Below are 15,600 nucleotides of genomic sequence, written 5' to 3' on the forward strand. Positions count from 1 at the left end.
CCCGCCGCGCCCGCACCGGCGGCCCGCCGGACCACCCGGCCGCCGTCCACCGGCCGGGCCCACCCCGGCCCCCCCCCCCCCCCCCCCCCCCCCCCGGGGGGCCCCCCCCCCCCCCCCCCCCCCGGGGGGGGGCCGGGGGGGGGCGCGGCCCCCCCGGGCCGGGTACGTCGATCCGGGCGGCGGTCTTCATCGGGCCGTAGCGGTCCCAGCCCCGGCGGACCCAGTACGGGTCGAAGGCCGCGTAGCTGGTCAGCTCCAGGTCGACCAGCCACTTGGTGGCCGAGGCGTAGCCGTAGAAGCCCGGGACGATCATCCGGCACGGGAAGCCGTGCGTGACCGGCAGCGCCTCGCCGTTCATGGCCACCGCCAGCAGCCCTTCGCGTCCGTCGAGGACGGCCTCGACCGGGGTGCCGGTGGTGAAACCGTCCGCCGAGCGCCCCACCAGCTGGTCCGCGCCCGCTCGTACGCCCGCCTGGCGCAACAGGTCCGCGAGCCGTGCGCCGATCCAGCGGGCGTTGCCGACCAGCGGGCCGCCGACCTCGTTGGACACGCACGAGAGCGTCAGGTCGTGCTCGTCCAACGGCCGGTGGAGCAGGTCGTCGAAGGTGAGCTCCATCGGGCGGTCGACCAGGCCGTGGATCCGCAGCGTCCACGAGCGGGGATCCACCTGCGGGAGGACCAACGCGGTGTCCACCCGGTAGAACGCGCTGTTGGGGGTGAAGAACGGGCTCAGGCCCGGGACGGCGGGGTGCGCGGTGGGCGGGACGGGCGCGGCCGGTCGGGCGGGCGTCGGGATGCGGACGGCCGCCCGGGCCGCGCTGACGTCGTACGAACTGGCGAGCAGGGCCCGGCCGCCGAACCCGGCCACGGCGGCGGCCGTCGCCGTGCCCGCGCTGACCACGACGAAGCTGCGACGGGTCAACTCCCGCTCGGCGGTCTCGGGGAGCACGGCCTGCCCGGCGGGCCAACCCCGCCGGTACAGCCGCGTCAGCACCAGCAGCGCCGCCGCGCCCGCGACCGCACCGGCCACCGAGGGCCAGATCGCGGAGATCCCGGCTACCGGACGACTGGCCGCAGCCACCGCCCCCAGCGCGCCGAAGCCCGCCACGATCACGACGCCGACCCAGGGCCGCCGTACGGCCTGCACCCCCGCGATCACGGCGAACGCGCCGAGCAGGACGAGGATGCCCGCAAGCAGCACCGCCTTGTCGTCCGTACCGAAGGTCCGGATCGCGTAGTCCTTGGTGGTGCTCGGCGTCAGGTCGATCACGGCCGACCCGACCGCCACCACCGGCGCGGTACCCGGGCCCGTGACGACGGCGAACAGTTCACCGACGGCGAGTGCCGCACCCGCCGCGATCAGCCCGATCACGCCACCGACGGCGGTCCGCCCCAGCCACGGCAGGACCCACCACCGGATTTCTCCCATAGTTGACTACTCGGCGCCGCACGGCAGGTCGGTGAGGTGATTCAGCCGTTCGGCTCAGGGGTGCAACCTCAGTGCTGCACCGGGATGATCCCCGTGAGCCAGGTGAAGGCCGCCGGGATCATGGGCTTCCAGGTCGAGGTGAGGTGCTGTCCGAAGCTCTCGATCGGCGTGACCGTGGTCGGTGCCTTCGCCGCCTTCTGGAGCGCCTCGGCGTCCTCCAGGCCGTCGCCCCTGGTGCCGGTCACGTAGAGCGCGACATTCGGCGGGGTGGCGGCGTGCGCCAGCATGTACAGCGGGTTGTAGATCTCCTTCAGGTGCGGGTCGTGGGCGGTCACCGAGGAGTCCTCGCCGTCGGGGCTGTTGTAGCCGGACATGCTGATCGCGGCGCGGTAGCGGTTGGGGTGCTCGATGGCGAGCTTGACTGCGCAGTACGCACCCGCCGAGAAGCCGGCCAGCGCCCAGCGGTCGGCGGACGGGTCGACCCGGAAGTTGTCCACGAGCATCTGCGGGACGTCGCGCGACAGCCAGGTGTCCGCATTGGCCTTACCGGGCACGTCCGCACAGCCGGTGTCCTGCTTGCCGAGCAGGTTGACCCGCGGCGAGACCAGGATGAACGGCGCCACCTTGCCCGAGGACATCAGCGGCGCGAGCTGCTTGGAGACGAACAGGCTGCCGAACCAGGTGCTGGACGAACCCGGGTAGCCCGCCAGCAGCTCGACCACCGGGAAGGTCTTGTCCTTGTACGCCGGGTCGTCGTACTGCGGCGGCGTCCACACCAGGACCTCACCGTCGACCCCGGAGAGCTGGCCCTTGAGGTCGGTCGTCCGCACGTCCTTGGGCACCGGGTTGCCGTCCATCGGGGTGAAGGACTGGATCACCTTCGCCCGGCCCGGGGCGACGGCGAGGCCCTTGTCCGCCGGCGGAGGCGGCACGGCCCGGACGTGATTGCTGACGCCCAGCAGGTCACCCCAACTGTCATAGATCAGGGTGGAGTTGTTGACCATGACGAACACCAGCGTCACGGCCGTGGCCTGGCAGAACAGGATCATGCCCAGGTAACCGGCGAACCGGAGCGGCCCGGGGCCGCTACTTCTGCCCCTGCCCCGCCGCCGACCGGTCTCCACCACCGGCCGGCGACCGGCTGCCTTCCCCCACTGCAGTACGGCCACCGCTATGGAGCCAAGGAAGAGAACGATCGTGAGGATGAAGAACGGGGTGCCTGTGAGTTGCATCGAATCTCGTATCCGGATCATGAGCCATCAGGCCCCGCGCAGTTCCGGTGCCTTTCCTGGGAACTGACGACGGGGAACAGGTGTGCGGTTGCCTGCATCGCCAGGAGAACCTTAGGCGACGGCCTCTCCCACACCTCTTCCCGGGCCGGTCAGCGGGGACCGGACAGCGGGGACCGGAGCCGCCACGGCCCCGGTCCCCGGTCTCTCCTCCGGCCCCCGCCCCTCATTCGCTGGCAGCTCCGACCGCCTGCTTCGGCGCCACCGCCTCGGACTGCGACGCAGCGGCGCCCGGGGCGGGCCGCAGCGTCGGCCTGGTCAGCAGCACGAACAGGCCCGCGCCCAGCAGGGCCGCCACCGTCACGAACCAGCCGAGGCCGGCCAGGTCGCCTGCGGGCAGCCGGCTGGAGATGAAGATCCCCAGTGCGGCACCCGACAGCTGCAGAGCCCCCATCAGACCGGAGGCGGACCCGGCGACGGAACGGAAGTTGGTCACCCCGGCGCTCATCGACAGCGGCAGCAGGAAGCCGTTACCGAGGGTCATCACCGGCATGAACACGAGGACCAGCAGCCCCCAGGACCGGCCGGCCCCGCTCAGGCCGAGCGCGAGCACCAGCAGCGCGCCGGTCAGGAAGAAGGCGTGGCCGCGCAGCAGCAGCCGGTTCACCGGGTGGGTCTGGATGAGCCTGCGCGACCACAGGTTGCCGAGCACGTAGGCCACCGAGACGGTGATGTAGCAGTAGCTGGTGGCCGCCGTGGAGAGGCCCATCTTCTGGAACAGCAGCGGCGAGGCCGCGAGGTAGCCGAAGTAACCGCCGTACGCCACCACCAGGTTCCCGGTGTAGGCCCAGAAGACGGGCTTACGGATCAGCTCCGGGTAGACCCGCAGGGTCGCGCCGAGGCGGCGCGCCCGGCGCTCGGGCGGCAGGCTCTCCGGGACGGCCGACAACACCGTCACCAGGGTCACCAGGCCGATCAGCGCGGTGGCCACGAAGGGCGCGCGCCAGCTCACGTACTGGGTCAGGTAGCCGCCCAGCAGCGGGGCCACCGACGGGGAGATGCCGACGATCGGCATGATCGTGGTGAAGACCCGGGCCGCCGCCTTCTCCTCGTACAGATCGCTGATCACCGCCCGGCCTACGACCACGCCCGCCCCCGCGCCGAGGGCCTGCAGCAGGCGCCCGACGGTGAAGAGCGCGATCCCCGTGGAGCCGGCGCAGAGCAGCGAGGCCACCGTGAACAGGCCGAGACCGACCACGATGACGGGCTTGCGGCCGTAGGCGTCCGAGAGCGGGCCGTAGACCGCCTGCGAGACGGCAATGCCGATCATGAACGCGCTGAACGTCCACTGCACGGAGGAGAGCGACGCCCCGAGCGCGTGCGCCGCGATCGGGACACCGGGAAGGTTGACGTCGGAGGCGAACAGCCCGGCCGCACTGAGCGAGACCAGGACGCACAGCAGTACCGCGTTCGGACTCTGCCGGGCAGCGGCGCCGCCGCCCGCCGGGTGGCTACTCGTCATCGGACAGCTCCTTTCCGGGGCCCAGCATCAGGGCCGGGGTCTCTCGAGTGATCTCCCGCACTCGTTGGTCGGGCAGCTCGAAGTCGGCGAACCACCGGTGGCTCTGCTCCAGCCACTCGGCCACGTCCGGCTGGGAGAGCTGGCCGAGGTCCGAGCTGTAGACCGTCCGGGGCAGCAGGGTGAGGACCTTCCGGAAGTCGTCCTCGTCCTGGTAGCCGAGCAGATAGGTGAGCGCGGTCTGCTCGGTGAACACCATGGGAGCCAGCGCCAGTTCGGCGAGCTGCTCGTAGCGCAGCCCGGTCAACGGGCTGGCCGGCTGGTTGAGCATCAGGGCCGGCACGTCCAAGTCGACCGCTGCGTCTACCAGTCGGCGTACCTCCTGGCCGCTCGCGTGGCCGGTGGAGACCACCAGGTCGAGATCACGGGCGAGTCGCAGGATCTCCAGCACCTCGGGGAGCAGCCGCCCGTCCTCCCCGGAGACCACCAGCGGGGGTATGCCGTGGGACGCCAGGTGGGGGTGGGCGGGATCTCGCGCGAGGCGGCTGGTGTGGGTGCGGCCGGTCACCGTCGGGAGGTGGACGACCAGCCGGGCTCCGCCGCCGTCGCCGTTGCGGTAGACGCTGCCGAGGACGACCTGCGGGTCGAACCCACCGGCCACGCTGTTGAGGACGACCGAGCCGGAGACCGGCAGTCCCAGCTCGCGGGCCTCCCTGGCCTGGCCCGCCGTGCAGCCCAGGTGGTTCTTCAGGACCACCCAGCCGTCATGGCGGGCGTACCGGAAGCCGGCCGCCACGGCGGTGTGGCGGCGGCGGTAGGCGTCGGGGTCGGCGTGGTAGTGGACGTCGACGAACGCCGCTGCGGAGAATTCGGGAGCCCTCGGCGGGCTGATGAGGCCCGTCATGACCGGCCGCCGTCCTGACCGGGCTCGGTCACGCCCGCCGTCACACCTTCCGTCACGCCCTCGGTCACGCCCTCCCAGGGCCGGTCGTAGCGGAAGGCCGCCCGTGCCTCGTCCAGCCGCGAGCCGACCAGGACGGCGTCCCGGATCCGCGACTCCGTACGGTCCACCTGCTCGGCCCGGGCGACCACCGCCTCCAGGTCACCCCGGGGAATCCGCAGGGCACCGTTGTCGTCTGCGAAGATGATGTCACCAGGGGCAACCGTGGTGCCAAGGATCTCCAACTCGACCTGGACACTGTCCAGTTCCACCCGGTTCTTACCACTCACCATCGTCACGCCGGTGCTGAACAGCGGGTAGCCGAGGGCCCGGACCTCGGCCAGGTCGCGGGCCGAGCCGTGCAGGACCGTACCGGCCACGCCCCGGGAGCGGGCGACGGCGGTGAGCAGCGAACCCCAGTTGGTGCAGGTCAGGCTGCCGCCGTTGTCGACCACCACGACGGACCCGGGAGGCACGTCGTCCAGGTAGTTGGCCGCGTTGCGGAAGCCCGTCCGGTCGTCCACCGGCCGGTAGCGGACGGTGTAAGCCGGGCCGAAGGCGGTGGCGCCGGGCAGCCGGGCCGCGATGCCGGTCAGGACGGCGGGGATCGCGAGGCTGTCGAGGGCGTCGGCGAGGGCGGCCGTGTCCAGCCGGGAGAGCCGGGCCCGCATCGCCTCGTCGAGCCCGGCACCGCCGAGCACGGACCCGACGAGCCGGTCGTCGGCGGCCGGGCGGTCCGTGACCGGTGTCAGGTCAGTGGTCGGCATCGGTGGATCCTTCCTCGGTGAGGGCGCGCAGGACGCTCCAGGCGACGAACTCCGCCGCGAAGTCGAACACTTCGGGCCCACGGCGCGGGGCCGACAGGCGGTAGGACCGGGTGGCACCGGCGACGGTGACGTCGGCCTCCATGGCCAACGAGCCCGTCCAGCCGTCCGGTTCGGGCTCCGCACCCTCGGCCCGGGCCCGTACGGTGACCTTGGCGGCTCCCGGTCCGGAGCTGTACCGGGAGCCGAACAGCTTCTCCGCGCGCCCATCGGTGAGTCGGTCGTCCAGCTCCACCACCGGTACATCACCGGCCAGTTCGGCGAGCTCCTCGGCCGCGGTCAGACCCCGCCGGCTGACGACGTGGCCGTCGAGCAGCTCCGTGATGCGCTGCTCCAACTGCGGATGGGTCCCCAGCCGGACGGGCAGCGAGATGTCGACGTACGGGTAGTTCCACCGGTAGGCGGGGGCCAGTCGCACGCCCTCCGCAGCGATCGCCTGGTCGACGGCGGCCGCCACGTCGGACTCGATCAGGCCGAGCGTGCGCCAACGTGGCCACTCCGGCTGCTGCTTGGCCGGAGCGATCTTCTCCAGCAGCGCGCGGAGCATCGGCAGGCACTCACGGGGCGGGCCGGGGAGCATGACCACCCGGGTGTCGCCGTGCTCGGTGACGGAGCCCCAGGCGGTGCCGTTCTCGTTGGGGAGCAGCTCGCTGGCCGCCGGAAAGAGCGCCTGCCGCTCGTTGTCCGGGTGGACGACCAGCCCGAACCGCTCCAGCCGTTCCACCACGGCGGACCATGCCTCCGGGGAGTGGTCGAGCCGGACCCCGAGGGCCTGCGCCACGCCGTGCCGGGTACGGTCGTCGGAGGTCGGCCCCAACCCGCCGATCACCACGAGCAGTTCGTTGCCGAGCAGCTCCTGTACGGCGGTGGAGATATCGGCCTGGCCGTCTCCGACGGTACGGCGGGCCCTGGCCCGGAAGCCGTGCGTGCGCAGCAGCTTGGCGGCCTGGCCCGCGTTGGTGTCGAGCACCTCGCCGGTGAGCAGCTCGTCCCCGACCGTGAGGACGGCGGCGGTCGGCTCGGCAGCCCGGTCGGTGCAGGCGGCGACGATGGCGGCGGCCACCTCCGCGGTCCCGCCCGAACCACCGAGGTCGTAGGTGAGCACCTCACCCCGCCGCAGCACCGATCGGACGGCGCGCGGGATCTCCCGGGCCGCCTCGTGCAGCCCCAGGTGGTCCAGCATCATTCCGAGCGTGAGCACCATCGCGGCCGGGTTGGCCCGGTCGCGCCCGGCGAGGTGCGGGGCGCTGCCGTGCACGGGCTCGAAGTAGCTGCCCGACGCACCGATGTTGCCGCTCGGCGCGAGGCCGAGTCCGCCCATCACGCCGCCACCGAGATCCGAGAGGATGTCACCGAACATGTTCTCGGCGACGATCACCCCGAAGCGCTCGGGCCGGCGCACCATCCAGAGCGCCACCGCGTCGACGTTGTGCACCTCGGCGGTGATGCCGGGGTAGTCGGCCGCGATCCGCTCCAGCACCTCGCGGGCGAAGTTGCCGCTCTCGCGCAGGACGTTGGGCTTGTCGGCCCAGGTCACCAGGGTGTGGCCGTGCTCGCGGGCGTAGTCGAAGGCGAACCGGATCAGCCGCTCCAGGCCGTGCCGGGTGAGCAGCCGGAGCGACACCGCGCTGCCGTCGACGCCGCTCGCGGACACGTTGGGGTGCCCGGCGACGGCCTGCCGTACGGCGTCCGGGACGGTCGCCCCGGCGTAGTCGAAGCCCGCGTACAGGCCCTCGGTGTTCTCCCGGATCACCGCGAAGCGGTACGGGCGGCCGCGCCCCAGGTGGTTCTCGACCGGGCGGACGTTGGCGTACAGGCCGAGCCGCTGCCGCAGTTGGATGACGGGTGAGACGTAGCGCAGCCCACGACCGCGCAGCGACTCGTCGAGGTCGGCCTCGGCCTCGCGCAGCGGCTTGCTGGTGATGGCTCCCAGGAGACACGTGTCGGTGGCGGCCAGCAGGTCCCAGGTGCGCTGCGGGACGGGATCGCCCTCGCGCTGCCAGCAGTTCCAGCCGATGTCGCCGTGGATCAGCTCGACCGGCACGCCCAGGACGTCCAGTACCGGCAGGGCCGCGTCCACGACCTCGCGGCCGATACCGTCACCCGGGAGGACGGCGATCTTCTTGGTGGGTGTCACGCTGCCACTTCCTCAAGGAAGGCCTGGACGGCTCGTTCGACGAACCATGGCTGGTCGTACTGCGGGCGCATCCCGGCCCAGGGGACGCTGACCACGCTGATGTTCGGCAGCCGGCCGGGAACGGCGTGCCGCTGATTCACCAACTGCGAGAGTTCGCCGTAGAGATGAAGCTGAGGTCCGGTCAACCGGGCGGTCTCCGGGCCGAGATCGAGGCCGGCCAGCAGGCCGAGACCCCGGGCGATCCGGGCGGCGGCGGGGCTGCCGTCCGGCCCACCCAGCCCGCTCGGCCCGGCAGGCCCGGCGGCCCGGTCGTCCGGTTCGGGCTGCGGTGAGCCGGCCGGGGTGACCCGTTGTTCGAGCAGCTGCAGCGCGGCGGACAGGTCGCCCGCCTCGGCCGGCCCGACGATCTCCGCCAGCCGGGCGTCCAGCACCCCGTCGACCCGGCACGGCGACGAGATCAGCAAGGCGGGCAGCTGCCGGAAGCCGGGCCGGGAGAGCAGGGAGAGCGCGGTGGCCCCGCCGAGCGCGGCGCCACCGACCAGGTCGAGCGGCCCCGACTCGCGGAGCACCGTCGCCCAGCGGGCCGCGAGGCCCGCGAGGGCCGCGCCCGGCTCCCGGCCGATGCCCGCCGCGAGCTCCTCGCCCAGCAGCGAGAGCGTGTCGTAGACCGTGACCTGGTAACCGGCCCGGACCAGCATCTCGGTCACCGGGGTGAAGAACGCGCCGCCGTCCCAGACCGGCATGGCCGGGGAGAGGATGGCGGCGTGCTTCCCGCCCGCACCGAAGACGCTGCGAACGGGAGCGCTGCCGGGGACGGGAGTACTCATGCGGCCGACACCACCTGGGCGAGCGCCGCAGCGGCGGCGAACTGGTCCACGATGTCCTGGTTCCCGAGCCGGGCCCGGTGCTCCACCGCGAGGTCGAACCAGCCGAGCAGCAGATCGGGCAGCGGCAGTTCGGGGGCGGACTCGGCCACCCGGCCGGCCAGCAGCTCGGCCAGCCCGAGCGCGCTCCCGAGGTCGTACGCCGCGCCGGGATCCCGGCGGGTCAGGTAGGCGAGCCACTGCTCGGTGGGGAGGTTGCCCGGCCCCTTGCCCATGCCGAGGACCGAGGAGTCGATCCAGGTGGCACCCGCCTCGACGGCGGCTATCGAGTTGGCCAGGGCCAGCCCGAGGTTGTTGTGCGGGTGCAGGCCGATGGCGCAGGGCACCACGTGGCCGACGGAGGTGACCAGCCGACGCGTCTCGTCGGGGGTCAGACTGCCGTTGGAGTCGGCCAGGTAGACGACGTCGGTGCCGTACTCGGCCGCCTCGGCGGCCGCGTGCACGAGCGTGCGCCGGTCCTGCTGGGTGACCCTGGTGAAGTTGACCGCGACGGTGAAACCGAGCGCCTTCGCGGTTCTCACCGTCTCCAGGCCGTCGGCCATGTCCGCCGCGTTGACGCAGATCCGTACTAACCGTGCGCCTGCCTCGTACATCTGCCCCAGGTCGTCCCGGTCGATGTTCTTCGGATGCAGGATCATGCCGACCCGCTCCGGCCCCACCACCTCGGCGACGGCACGGATGTACTCGTCGTCACCGCGCCCGGTGGGCCCGATGCCCGGGACCGGCTTGAAGGAGCCCTTGCGGTAGGCGATCTCCACCCACTCCAGGCCGGCCTTGACGCTCAGCTCGGCGTGGGCCAGTGCATAGTCGCGCGGGAAGGAGAAGTTGTTGCGATACCCTCCGTCGCGCAGAGTGACATCAATATTGGTGAGCACGTGTCTCCTCGGATGACGGGAAGCCCGGTCCCCGGGGTGGGACGCGGCCTTCGCCGGTGCTTGCGCGCGGTCGGCTGGTGGCCTGTGCGCGGGGGGCGCCGGGGGATCGTCCCGGTACGCCCCGGTGGGCCGGGGTGGCACGGCGGTCGGGTCCCGGTACCGCCCCGACCTCGGACGAGCCGGGTCAGGCCTTGGCCGCGCGGTCGGCCAGCGTCTCGCCGGCGATCGACCAGCTGTCGGTGGCGACCTCACCGATGGTGACCCAGACGGACTCCGGCTTGCCGCCGGTGACCCGCACGTAGGTGTCGGTGAGCTCGCGGACGAGCTCCCGCTTCTGCTCGGCGGTCTTTCCCGGGGTCTGCACGACCTGGATGAGCGGCATGGCGGATCTCCTCTGACGAAGCGTCAACTACGCGCCCCGGAAGTTGCGGTAGGGCGCGCGATGGACCAGCGGGCGGACGTGATTTCGCGCCCCTCGGTATGGATCAACTTCATCAGCGGACGGCACACTCATCAAGAACCGGTTAGCGCTCGCACCGATCGACGGGATCGATCGATCGGGAGCATGGGTGAGTGCTCTGTGCGGTGGGTCGGGCCGGCCGTGCGTCGGGGGGCGGTCAGGCCGAGGTGCCGGTCAGCAGGTCGTACGCCGCCTGGCAGGCCGCGACCAGCAGGCGCAGCCGGTCGGGCCGCATGTCCGGCCGGACGGCCAGCCGGACGGGGACGGCCACGCCGTCCCCGGCGAACTCCCGGAAGGCGATCCTCCTGGTCGCCGCGCCGGTGGCGTTCGCCGCGTAGAGGACGGTCCACGCCCCTTCGCCCATCGCCATCTCCGCCAGCGTGTCCTGCTGCGTGGTGAACGGCGGGCCCATGATCGGGCGGAAGCCGGCTTCGGCGCAGGCGGTGACGACGAGGTCGTACAGCGCGGCGTTGCGCTCACGCGGGACGATCCGCAGCGGCAGGTCCCGCAGTTGGGCGAGCGAGACGGCGGACTGCTCGGCGAGCTGGTGCGAGGCGGGCAGCGCGGCCACCAGCCGGTCCTCCCAGAGCCGCAGCAACCGCAGGCCCGGGACGGTGGTGACACCACGGAGGAAGGCGCCGTCCAGCTGCCCGGTCCGCACCCGCTCGATCCGCGCGTCGCGTTCGAGGTTGCTGAACCGCACCTTGAGGTCCGGACCGTGCGCCGCGACGGCGTCCAGGAAGAGGTCCAGGCGGCTGCCCAGGCTGCTGCCGGTGCCCAGCAGCAGGGCGTCGGTGAGCGGGGCGGCGAGTGAGCGGGCCTCCGCGATCAGGGCGTCGCCGGCGGCCAGCACCGCGCGGGCCCGGGGCAGCAAGCGCCGGCCGGACGGTGAGAGCGCGACCGTACGGCTGGAACGCTCGAACAGGTTGACCCCGAGTTCGCGCTCCAGGCGCCGGACCTGCTGGCTGACCGTGGACTGGACGATGTGCAGCCGTTCGGCCGCACGGCCGAAGTGCAGTTCCTCCGCCACCATGACGAAGTACTGCAACTGCCTTATCTCCACCGCCTGCCCCCGTCTTCGCCCGGCCGATCGAAGGACCCGGCGATCCTCCGCCTTTCATCCAGCTACCAAGCTAGCCCCCGGGCCACCAGGCAGACAGATTGCCCCGCCCTCCGTGGCACGACCTCGTCAACTCCGGGCACCCCGTCCCACCGAGGGGGTGAAAACCATCCGGACGGCGCACTCGCGGCGCGCACGGCGCGCACTCGGGTATGAGGGGCGCACAGTGGACATAGTCATTCACCGGCGTGATCAGACCCTGACCGGGGCTGCGCCCAGACCGGTGAATGCTTGGCAAAGATGGGTAAATCCCTGACGGACCTGGAGAATTCATGCTTCTCTGCTGCTGAATCTCCAGCCGGAATCCTTCCTTCCACGGTCGGCCGCGCCAGGGACCGCACAGCCTCGAACAGCCTCGCTATCGGCCGAGTCGGATGCTGCACGGCGGGCGCGTACGGAGCTGAAACGCGGAGCCCAGCATGCTCACCACATTGCAGACCTCCTACACGGACACCCGCGCCGGCGACCTGGCGTGGTGCCTGGGCGGCGACCCGCTGCCCGCGCTCGCGGTGCGCAACCTGAGACTCGACAACCTCAACAACCTCAACCTTGAGAGCCTCGACCTCGAACAGGTCGGCCCCGAAAGCTTCGAGGGCGTCGAACCCCTCGGGAGTCTCAAGAACCTCGACGCCCTGAACGAACTCGACAGCCTCGGCGGACTCCACGGACTCGACACCAGACGTAACGCTGGACGCGACACCGGACGCGACACCGGACGTAACGCCGGACGTAACGCCGGACGCGGCTCCGACCCCGACGCCCCCCCGACGACCGGCGGGACGCTGCAACTGCGGCTGCTCGGCGCCTCGCACCAGGTCATCCTGGCGGCCGGGCCCGGCCAGTGCCTGGAGACCGTGGCCTGTCTGCCGGGCCGGCAGACCCCGCTGCCGGCCCGGGTCGCCAAGCAGGTCGCGGGCTGGGAGTACGAGTTCGCGGCCCGGATCGAGGAGTTGCCGCCGCACATCTTCGCCGCGCGCGCCCAGGAGTTGCTGACGCTGGTGGACGGTCACCCGCACGCGCTCGCCGGGATCTTCCCGGGCGATCCGAGCGCCTTCACCGCCCTGGTCGCGCACGGCGACCGGAACCGGGTGCTCTGGCGCACCTGGCACGCGTACCCGCAGGAAGGGCGGTTGGTGTGCACCCGATCCTCGCTCGTGGTGCGCAGCGGCCCGGGCGACGCCGAAGGGCCCGGCCGGTAACTCGTGCTGATGAAGCGTCAACCCACTGCGGTGCACTGTCCGTCGAATGGGTGCAGCTATCCACAGCGTGTGTCGCCTAGCGTTTGTTCATGATCAACCATCGTGGGGGTCCCCCCGGCCGAAGGGTGGGGGAGGGTCCACCCGTCCAGCCGGGCGTCAACGCCGAAGATCCTGCCCTGCCTGGCAAGACCGGAAGACGGACCGCCCGAGCCGGGCGCGACGCCCCGACCGGCACCTCGACCGGCGCCTCGCCCCGAGCGGGCCGCCGCCGACGGATACACCCCCGGGCGGCCCGGCCGCTGGTGCTGCTCGCCGCGTTCGTCTGTGCGGCGTGCGGCCTGGTGTACGAACTCGAACTGGTAGCCCTGGGCGGCTACTTGCTCGGCGACTCGATGACCCAGACCTCGCTCGTGCTGTCCGTCATGGTGTTCGCGATGGGTGTCGGCTCGCTGCTCGCCAAGCGGCTCACCCGCCGCCCGGCGACCTCTTTCGCGCTGGTCGAATGCGCGCTGGCCCTGGTCGGCGGGATCTCCGTACTGGCGCTGTACTCCTGCTGGGCCTGGCTCGACCGGTACCGGGCCGCCACCGCCGGACTGGTCGGGATGACCTTCGCGATCGGCACCCTGATCGGCGCCGAGATCCCGCTGCTGATGACTCTCATCCAACGCATCCGCCGCGAGGACGCGGGCCGCGCCGCAGCCGACCTGTTCGCCGCCGACTACGTGGGCGCCCTGATCGGCGGCCTGGCCTTCCCCTTCCTGCTGCTGCCCGCCTTCGGGCAGGCGACCGGCGCCCTGCTGACCGGCGCGGTGAACGCGCTGGCAGGGGCGGCCGTGGTGCTCTGGCTGTTCCGCGACGAGCCGCCGCCGCGCGCCCGGCTGCTGCTCTGGACGGGATGCGGGCTGGTGCTGATCACCCTCGCGGTGGCCGCCGCCTGCACCGGCGCGATCGAACGCGCCGCGCGCCACGCGCTGTACGGCGCCCAGGTCCGGTTCGCGACCCAGACCCGGCAGCAGGAGATCGTCCTCGTCGGCGGGGTGGCCCTGGACCCCGGCGCCACCCCCCGGGTGCCGCCGCAGCGGACCGGGCCCGACGCACCGCTGGAGCTCTTCCAGGACGGCCGGCTGACGGTCTGCGGGCCGGACGAGTACCGCGAGCACGAAGCACTGGTCCACCCCGCGCTGGCGGCGGGACCGACCGGCCGGGTACTGGTCCTCGGCGGGAACGGGCTGGCCCTGCGCGAGGTGCTGCGGCACCCGTCGGTGCAGTCGGTGCTGGTGGTCGAGCCGGACCCGGCGCTGCCGGCCCTGGTCCGGAGCGATCCCGCACTCGCCGAGCTCAGCGAGCGGGCCTACGAGGACCCGCGCGTCCAGCTGGTGACCGGGGAGCCGCTGGAGTGGCTGCGAGCACCCGCCGGCCCACCCGACGCGACCGGCCTGTTCGACGTGATCGTCTCGGACCTGCCGGGCCCGGGCGACGGGCGTAGTACGGCGTACGAGTCGGAGGAGTTCTACGGGCTCGCCGCCCGCCACCTGGCACCCCGGGGACGGCTGGCGGTCCGGAGCGGTCCGGTCGGCCCGGGCCTCTGGGCGGCCGAGGCCGGGGTACGGACCACCGGGCTGCAAACCGTCCCCTACGAGGCGGCGACCGGCCCCCGGCACTGCCCGCGCAGCCCGGACACCACCGAGACCTTCATCCTGGCCGCCCGCGAGCAGCCGGTCCTCGCCCTCGCCGACGACACCACGGCACCACGCTCCGTGACCGCCGACGACCTGCGCACGTCCGCCGAACGCCTCGCCGCCCAGCGCCCGGCCGAACTGCCCGCACCGCGCACCCTGCTCGGCTGAGGGCGACCGCTCCGAGCACTCCGGCGGACGCTCCTGGACTGCCGAGGTGCGCCGGTCGGGCTACCGGGGTGTACCAACCTGACGGCAACACTCGGTACCGGGGAGACGGGTGGGTAGGCTCGCAGACATGGAGCATGAGGTTGTCGTCCCGCTGCCGGCCGCCGTCGTCCAGCAGGCCCTGCAGGATCCGGCCCTGCTGGCCCGCTGCGTACCCGGGCTGAGCACCGATACCGCGACCGGCGACGGGCAGGAGAGCACCGGCCGACTGCGGGTGCGGATCGGTACGTCCACGATCACGTACCGGGGTCTGCTCTCGTTGATCCCGGGCCGGGAGGGCGTGCTGACCGCCTTCGCCGAGGGCGAGGAGGTGCGCGGCAGCGGAGAGGCGACGGCCACCGTGCGGCTCGCGCTGGCGGCCGGCGACGCCGGTGACGAGGACAGCAGCTCGATCCTCCGGTTCACCTGCGACCTGAGCGCGACCGGACGGCTGACGGAGTTCGACACCGCCACCCTGGCCGTGGCCGGGCGGCGGCTGCTCGACCGGTTCGGCGCCGCGCTGGCCGCCGAGGCGGGCGACGCCGAACCGCCGACCGCGACCGTGGTGTACCTGGAGGACCACGCCGCCGCGAACTTCGGCGGCGATCTGGACGACGATCTGGCCGACCTGATCTCCTTCTCGGACGACGACCTGCCCGGGGGCCCGGAGGCCACCGGCGGCGCCGACGCGTCGGACAGCCCGGACACCGCCGACGACCTGCCGGAGCTGACCGGCTTCCCGGAGCTGTCCGAGGTGCCGAAGATCCCCGACTCCCCGGGCGACCTCGGCTACGGCCTCCGGCCCGATCCGGCTGCCACCGATCCGATGCTGGAGGGTCCGGTCCGCCGCAGCATCGTCGGCCGTTCGGCGGAGGAGGTCGACCACGCCCCGCCGCGCGGCCGGTACGCCCCCGCGCTGCCCGCCCGGAGCGCCCGGGCCCGGGCCGCGACCCGCTGGGGCGGCACCGAGGCCGGACCGGTGGTCGGCGGGCCGCTGAGCGACCGAAGCGCGATGCCCTGGGTGATCGGCGGCGGAGTCGCCCTGCTGGGCGGCGCGGTGGTCCTGGTCCGCGCGCTGCGTAGGCGGTAAGACCCGCGCAC

12 protein-coding genes and 2 pseudogenes are annotated in these 15,600 nt (G+C 72.7%); 4 read left to right on the top strand and 10 right to left on the bottom strand.

Annotation, left to right across the window (positions count from 1 at the left end):
* The 10 genes from P3T29_RS29935 to P3T29_RS29980 form a co-directional block, all read right to left on the bottom strand.
* A partial coding sequence (locus P3T29_RS29935) for a molybdopterin-dependent oxidoreductase (RefSeq protein WP_280719822.1) occupies positions 1-1,429 on the bottom strand: 1,429 nt, incomplete at its 3' end.
* Between the two features lie 68 nt (positions 1,430-1,497).
* Positions 1,498-2,661: an alpha/beta hydrolase-fold protein gene (locus P3T29_RS29940; RefSeq protein WP_280719823.1), complete on the bottom strand. Its 1,164-nt coding sequence runs from the start codon at positions 2,659-2,661 to the stop codon at positions 1,498-1,500.
* Between the two features lie 223 nt (positions 2,662-2,884).
* On the bottom strand, positions 2,885-4,180 hold the full coding sequence (locus P3T29_RS29945) for a multidrug effflux MFS transporter (protein WP_280719824.1): 1,296 nt from the start codon (positions 4,178-4,180) through the stop codon (positions 2,885-2,887).
* Positions 4,170-5,081 (bottom strand): DUF6282 family protein, encoded by a 912-nt coding sequence (locus tag P3T29_RS29950; protein ID WP_280719825.1) that lies wholly within the window; start codon positions 5,079-5,081, stop codon positions 4,170-4,172. The genes P3T29_RS29945 and P3T29_RS29950 overlap by 11 nt, the downstream gene beginning before the upstream one ends.
* Entirely contained in the window at positions 5,078-5,884 is an 807-nt protein-coding gene (locus tag P3T29_RS29955; protein ID WP_280719826.1) for an RraA family protein, read from the bottom strand. Before P3T29_RS29955 ends, P3T29_RS29950 begins: the two co-directional genes overlap by 4 nt.
* Complete coding sequence (locus P3T29_RS29960) at positions 5,871-8,078, bottom strand: isocitrate/isopropylmalate family dehydrogenase (protein WP_280719827.1); 2,208 nt, start codon at positions 8,076-8,078, stop codon at positions 5,871-5,873. The genes P3T29_RS29955 and P3T29_RS29960 overlap by 14 nt, the downstream gene beginning before the upstream one ends.
* The gene (locus tag P3T29_RS29965) at positions 8,075-8,905 is read right to left on the bottom strand and encodes a hypothetical protein (protein WP_280719828.1); all 831 of its coding nucleotides are present in this window, start codon (positions 8,903-8,905) and stop codon (positions 8,075-8,077) included. The genes P3T29_RS29960 and P3T29_RS29965 overlap by 4 nt, the downstream gene beginning before the upstream one ends.
* On the bottom strand, positions 8,902-9,837 hold the full coding sequence (locus tag P3T29_RS29970) for a hypothetical protein (RefSeq protein ID WP_280719829.1): 936 nt from the start codon (positions 9,835-9,837) through the stop codon (positions 8,902-8,904). Before P3T29_RS29970 ends, P3T29_RS29965 begins: the two co-directional genes overlap by 4 nt.
* Before the next feature lie 184 nt (positions 9,838-10,021).
* Positions 10,022-10,246 (bottom strand): 4-oxalocrotonate tautomerase family protein, encoded by a 225-nt coding sequence (locus tag P3T29_RS29975; protein WP_280719830.1) that lies wholly within the window; start codon positions 10,244-10,246, stop codon positions 10,022-10,024.
* 208 nt (positions 10,247-10,454) lie between these two features.
* Complete coding sequence (locus P3T29_RS29980) at positions 10,455-11,345, bottom strand: LysR substrate-binding domain-containing protein (RefSeq protein WP_280719831.1); 891 nt, start codon at positions 11,343-11,345, stop codon at positions 10,455-10,457.
* A 491-nt stretch (positions 11,346-11,836) separates the two neighbouring features.
* Between P3T29_RS29980 and P3T29_RS29985 the strand changes: the two are divergent.
* The 4 genes and pseudogenes from P3T29_RS29985 to P3T29_RS30000 all read left to right on the top strand — a co-directional run.
* A pseudogene (locus tag P3T29_RS29985) lies at positions 11,837-11,947 on the top strand (DUF2617 family protein); the annotation flags it as partial.
* Positions 11,948-12,199: 252 nt separating this feature from the next.
* Positions 12,200-12,616, top strand: a pseudogene (locus P3T29_RS29990) (DUF2617 family protein); the annotation flags it as partial.
* An 89-nt stretch (positions 12,617-12,705) separates the two neighbouring features.
* On the top strand, positions 12,706-14,463 hold the full coding sequence (locus P3T29_RS29995; protein ID WP_280719832.1) for a spermidine synthase: 1,758 nt from the start codon (positions 12,706-12,708) through the stop codon (positions 14,461-14,463).
* 127 nt (positions 14,464-14,590) lie between these two features.
* Positions 14,591-15,589, top strand: a complete 999-nt coding sequence (locus P3T29_RS30000) for a hypothetical protein (protein WP_280719833.1) — start codon at positions 14,591-14,593, stop codon at positions 15,587-15,589.
* Positions 15,590-15,600 lie beyond the last annotated feature (11 nt).

The sequence above is a fragment of the Kitasatospora sp. MAP5-34 genome, from assembly GCF_029894335.1.
GTDB lineage: Bacteria > Actinomycetota > Actinomycetes > Streptomycetales > Streptomycetaceae > Kitasatospora.

Bases quoted from the DNA above. Each gene is read 5' to 3' on its own strand.
- P3T29_RS29940 (WP_280719823.1), bottom strand. From the start codon at position 2,661: ATGCAACTCACAGGCACCCCGTTCTTCATCCTCACGATCGTTCTCTTC.
- P3T29_RS29945 (WP_280719824.1), bottom strand. From the start codon at position 4,180: ATGACGAGTAGCCACCCGGCGGGCGGCGGCGCCGCTGCCCGGCAGAGT.
- P3T29_RS29950 (WP_280719825.1), bottom strand. From the start codon at position 5,081: ATGACGGGCCTCATCAGCCCGCCGAGGGCTCCCGAATTCTCCGCAGCG.
- P3T29_RS29955 (WP_280719826.1), bottom strand. From the start codon at position 5,884: ATGCCGACCACTGACCTGACACCGGTCACGGACCGCCCGGCCGCCGAC.
- P3T29_RS29965 (WP_280719828.1), bottom strand. From the start codon at position 8,905: ATGAGTACTCCCGTCCCCGGCAGCGCTCCCGTTCGCAGCGTCTTCGGT.
- P3T29_RS29995 (WP_280719832.1), top strand. From the start codon at position 12,706: ATGATCAACCATCGTGGGGGTCCCCCCGGCCGAAGGGTGGGGGAGGGT.
- P3T29_RS30000 (WP_280719833.1), top strand. From the start codon at position 14,591: ATGGAGCATGAGGTTGTCGTCCCGCTGCCGGCCGCCGTCGTCCAGCAG.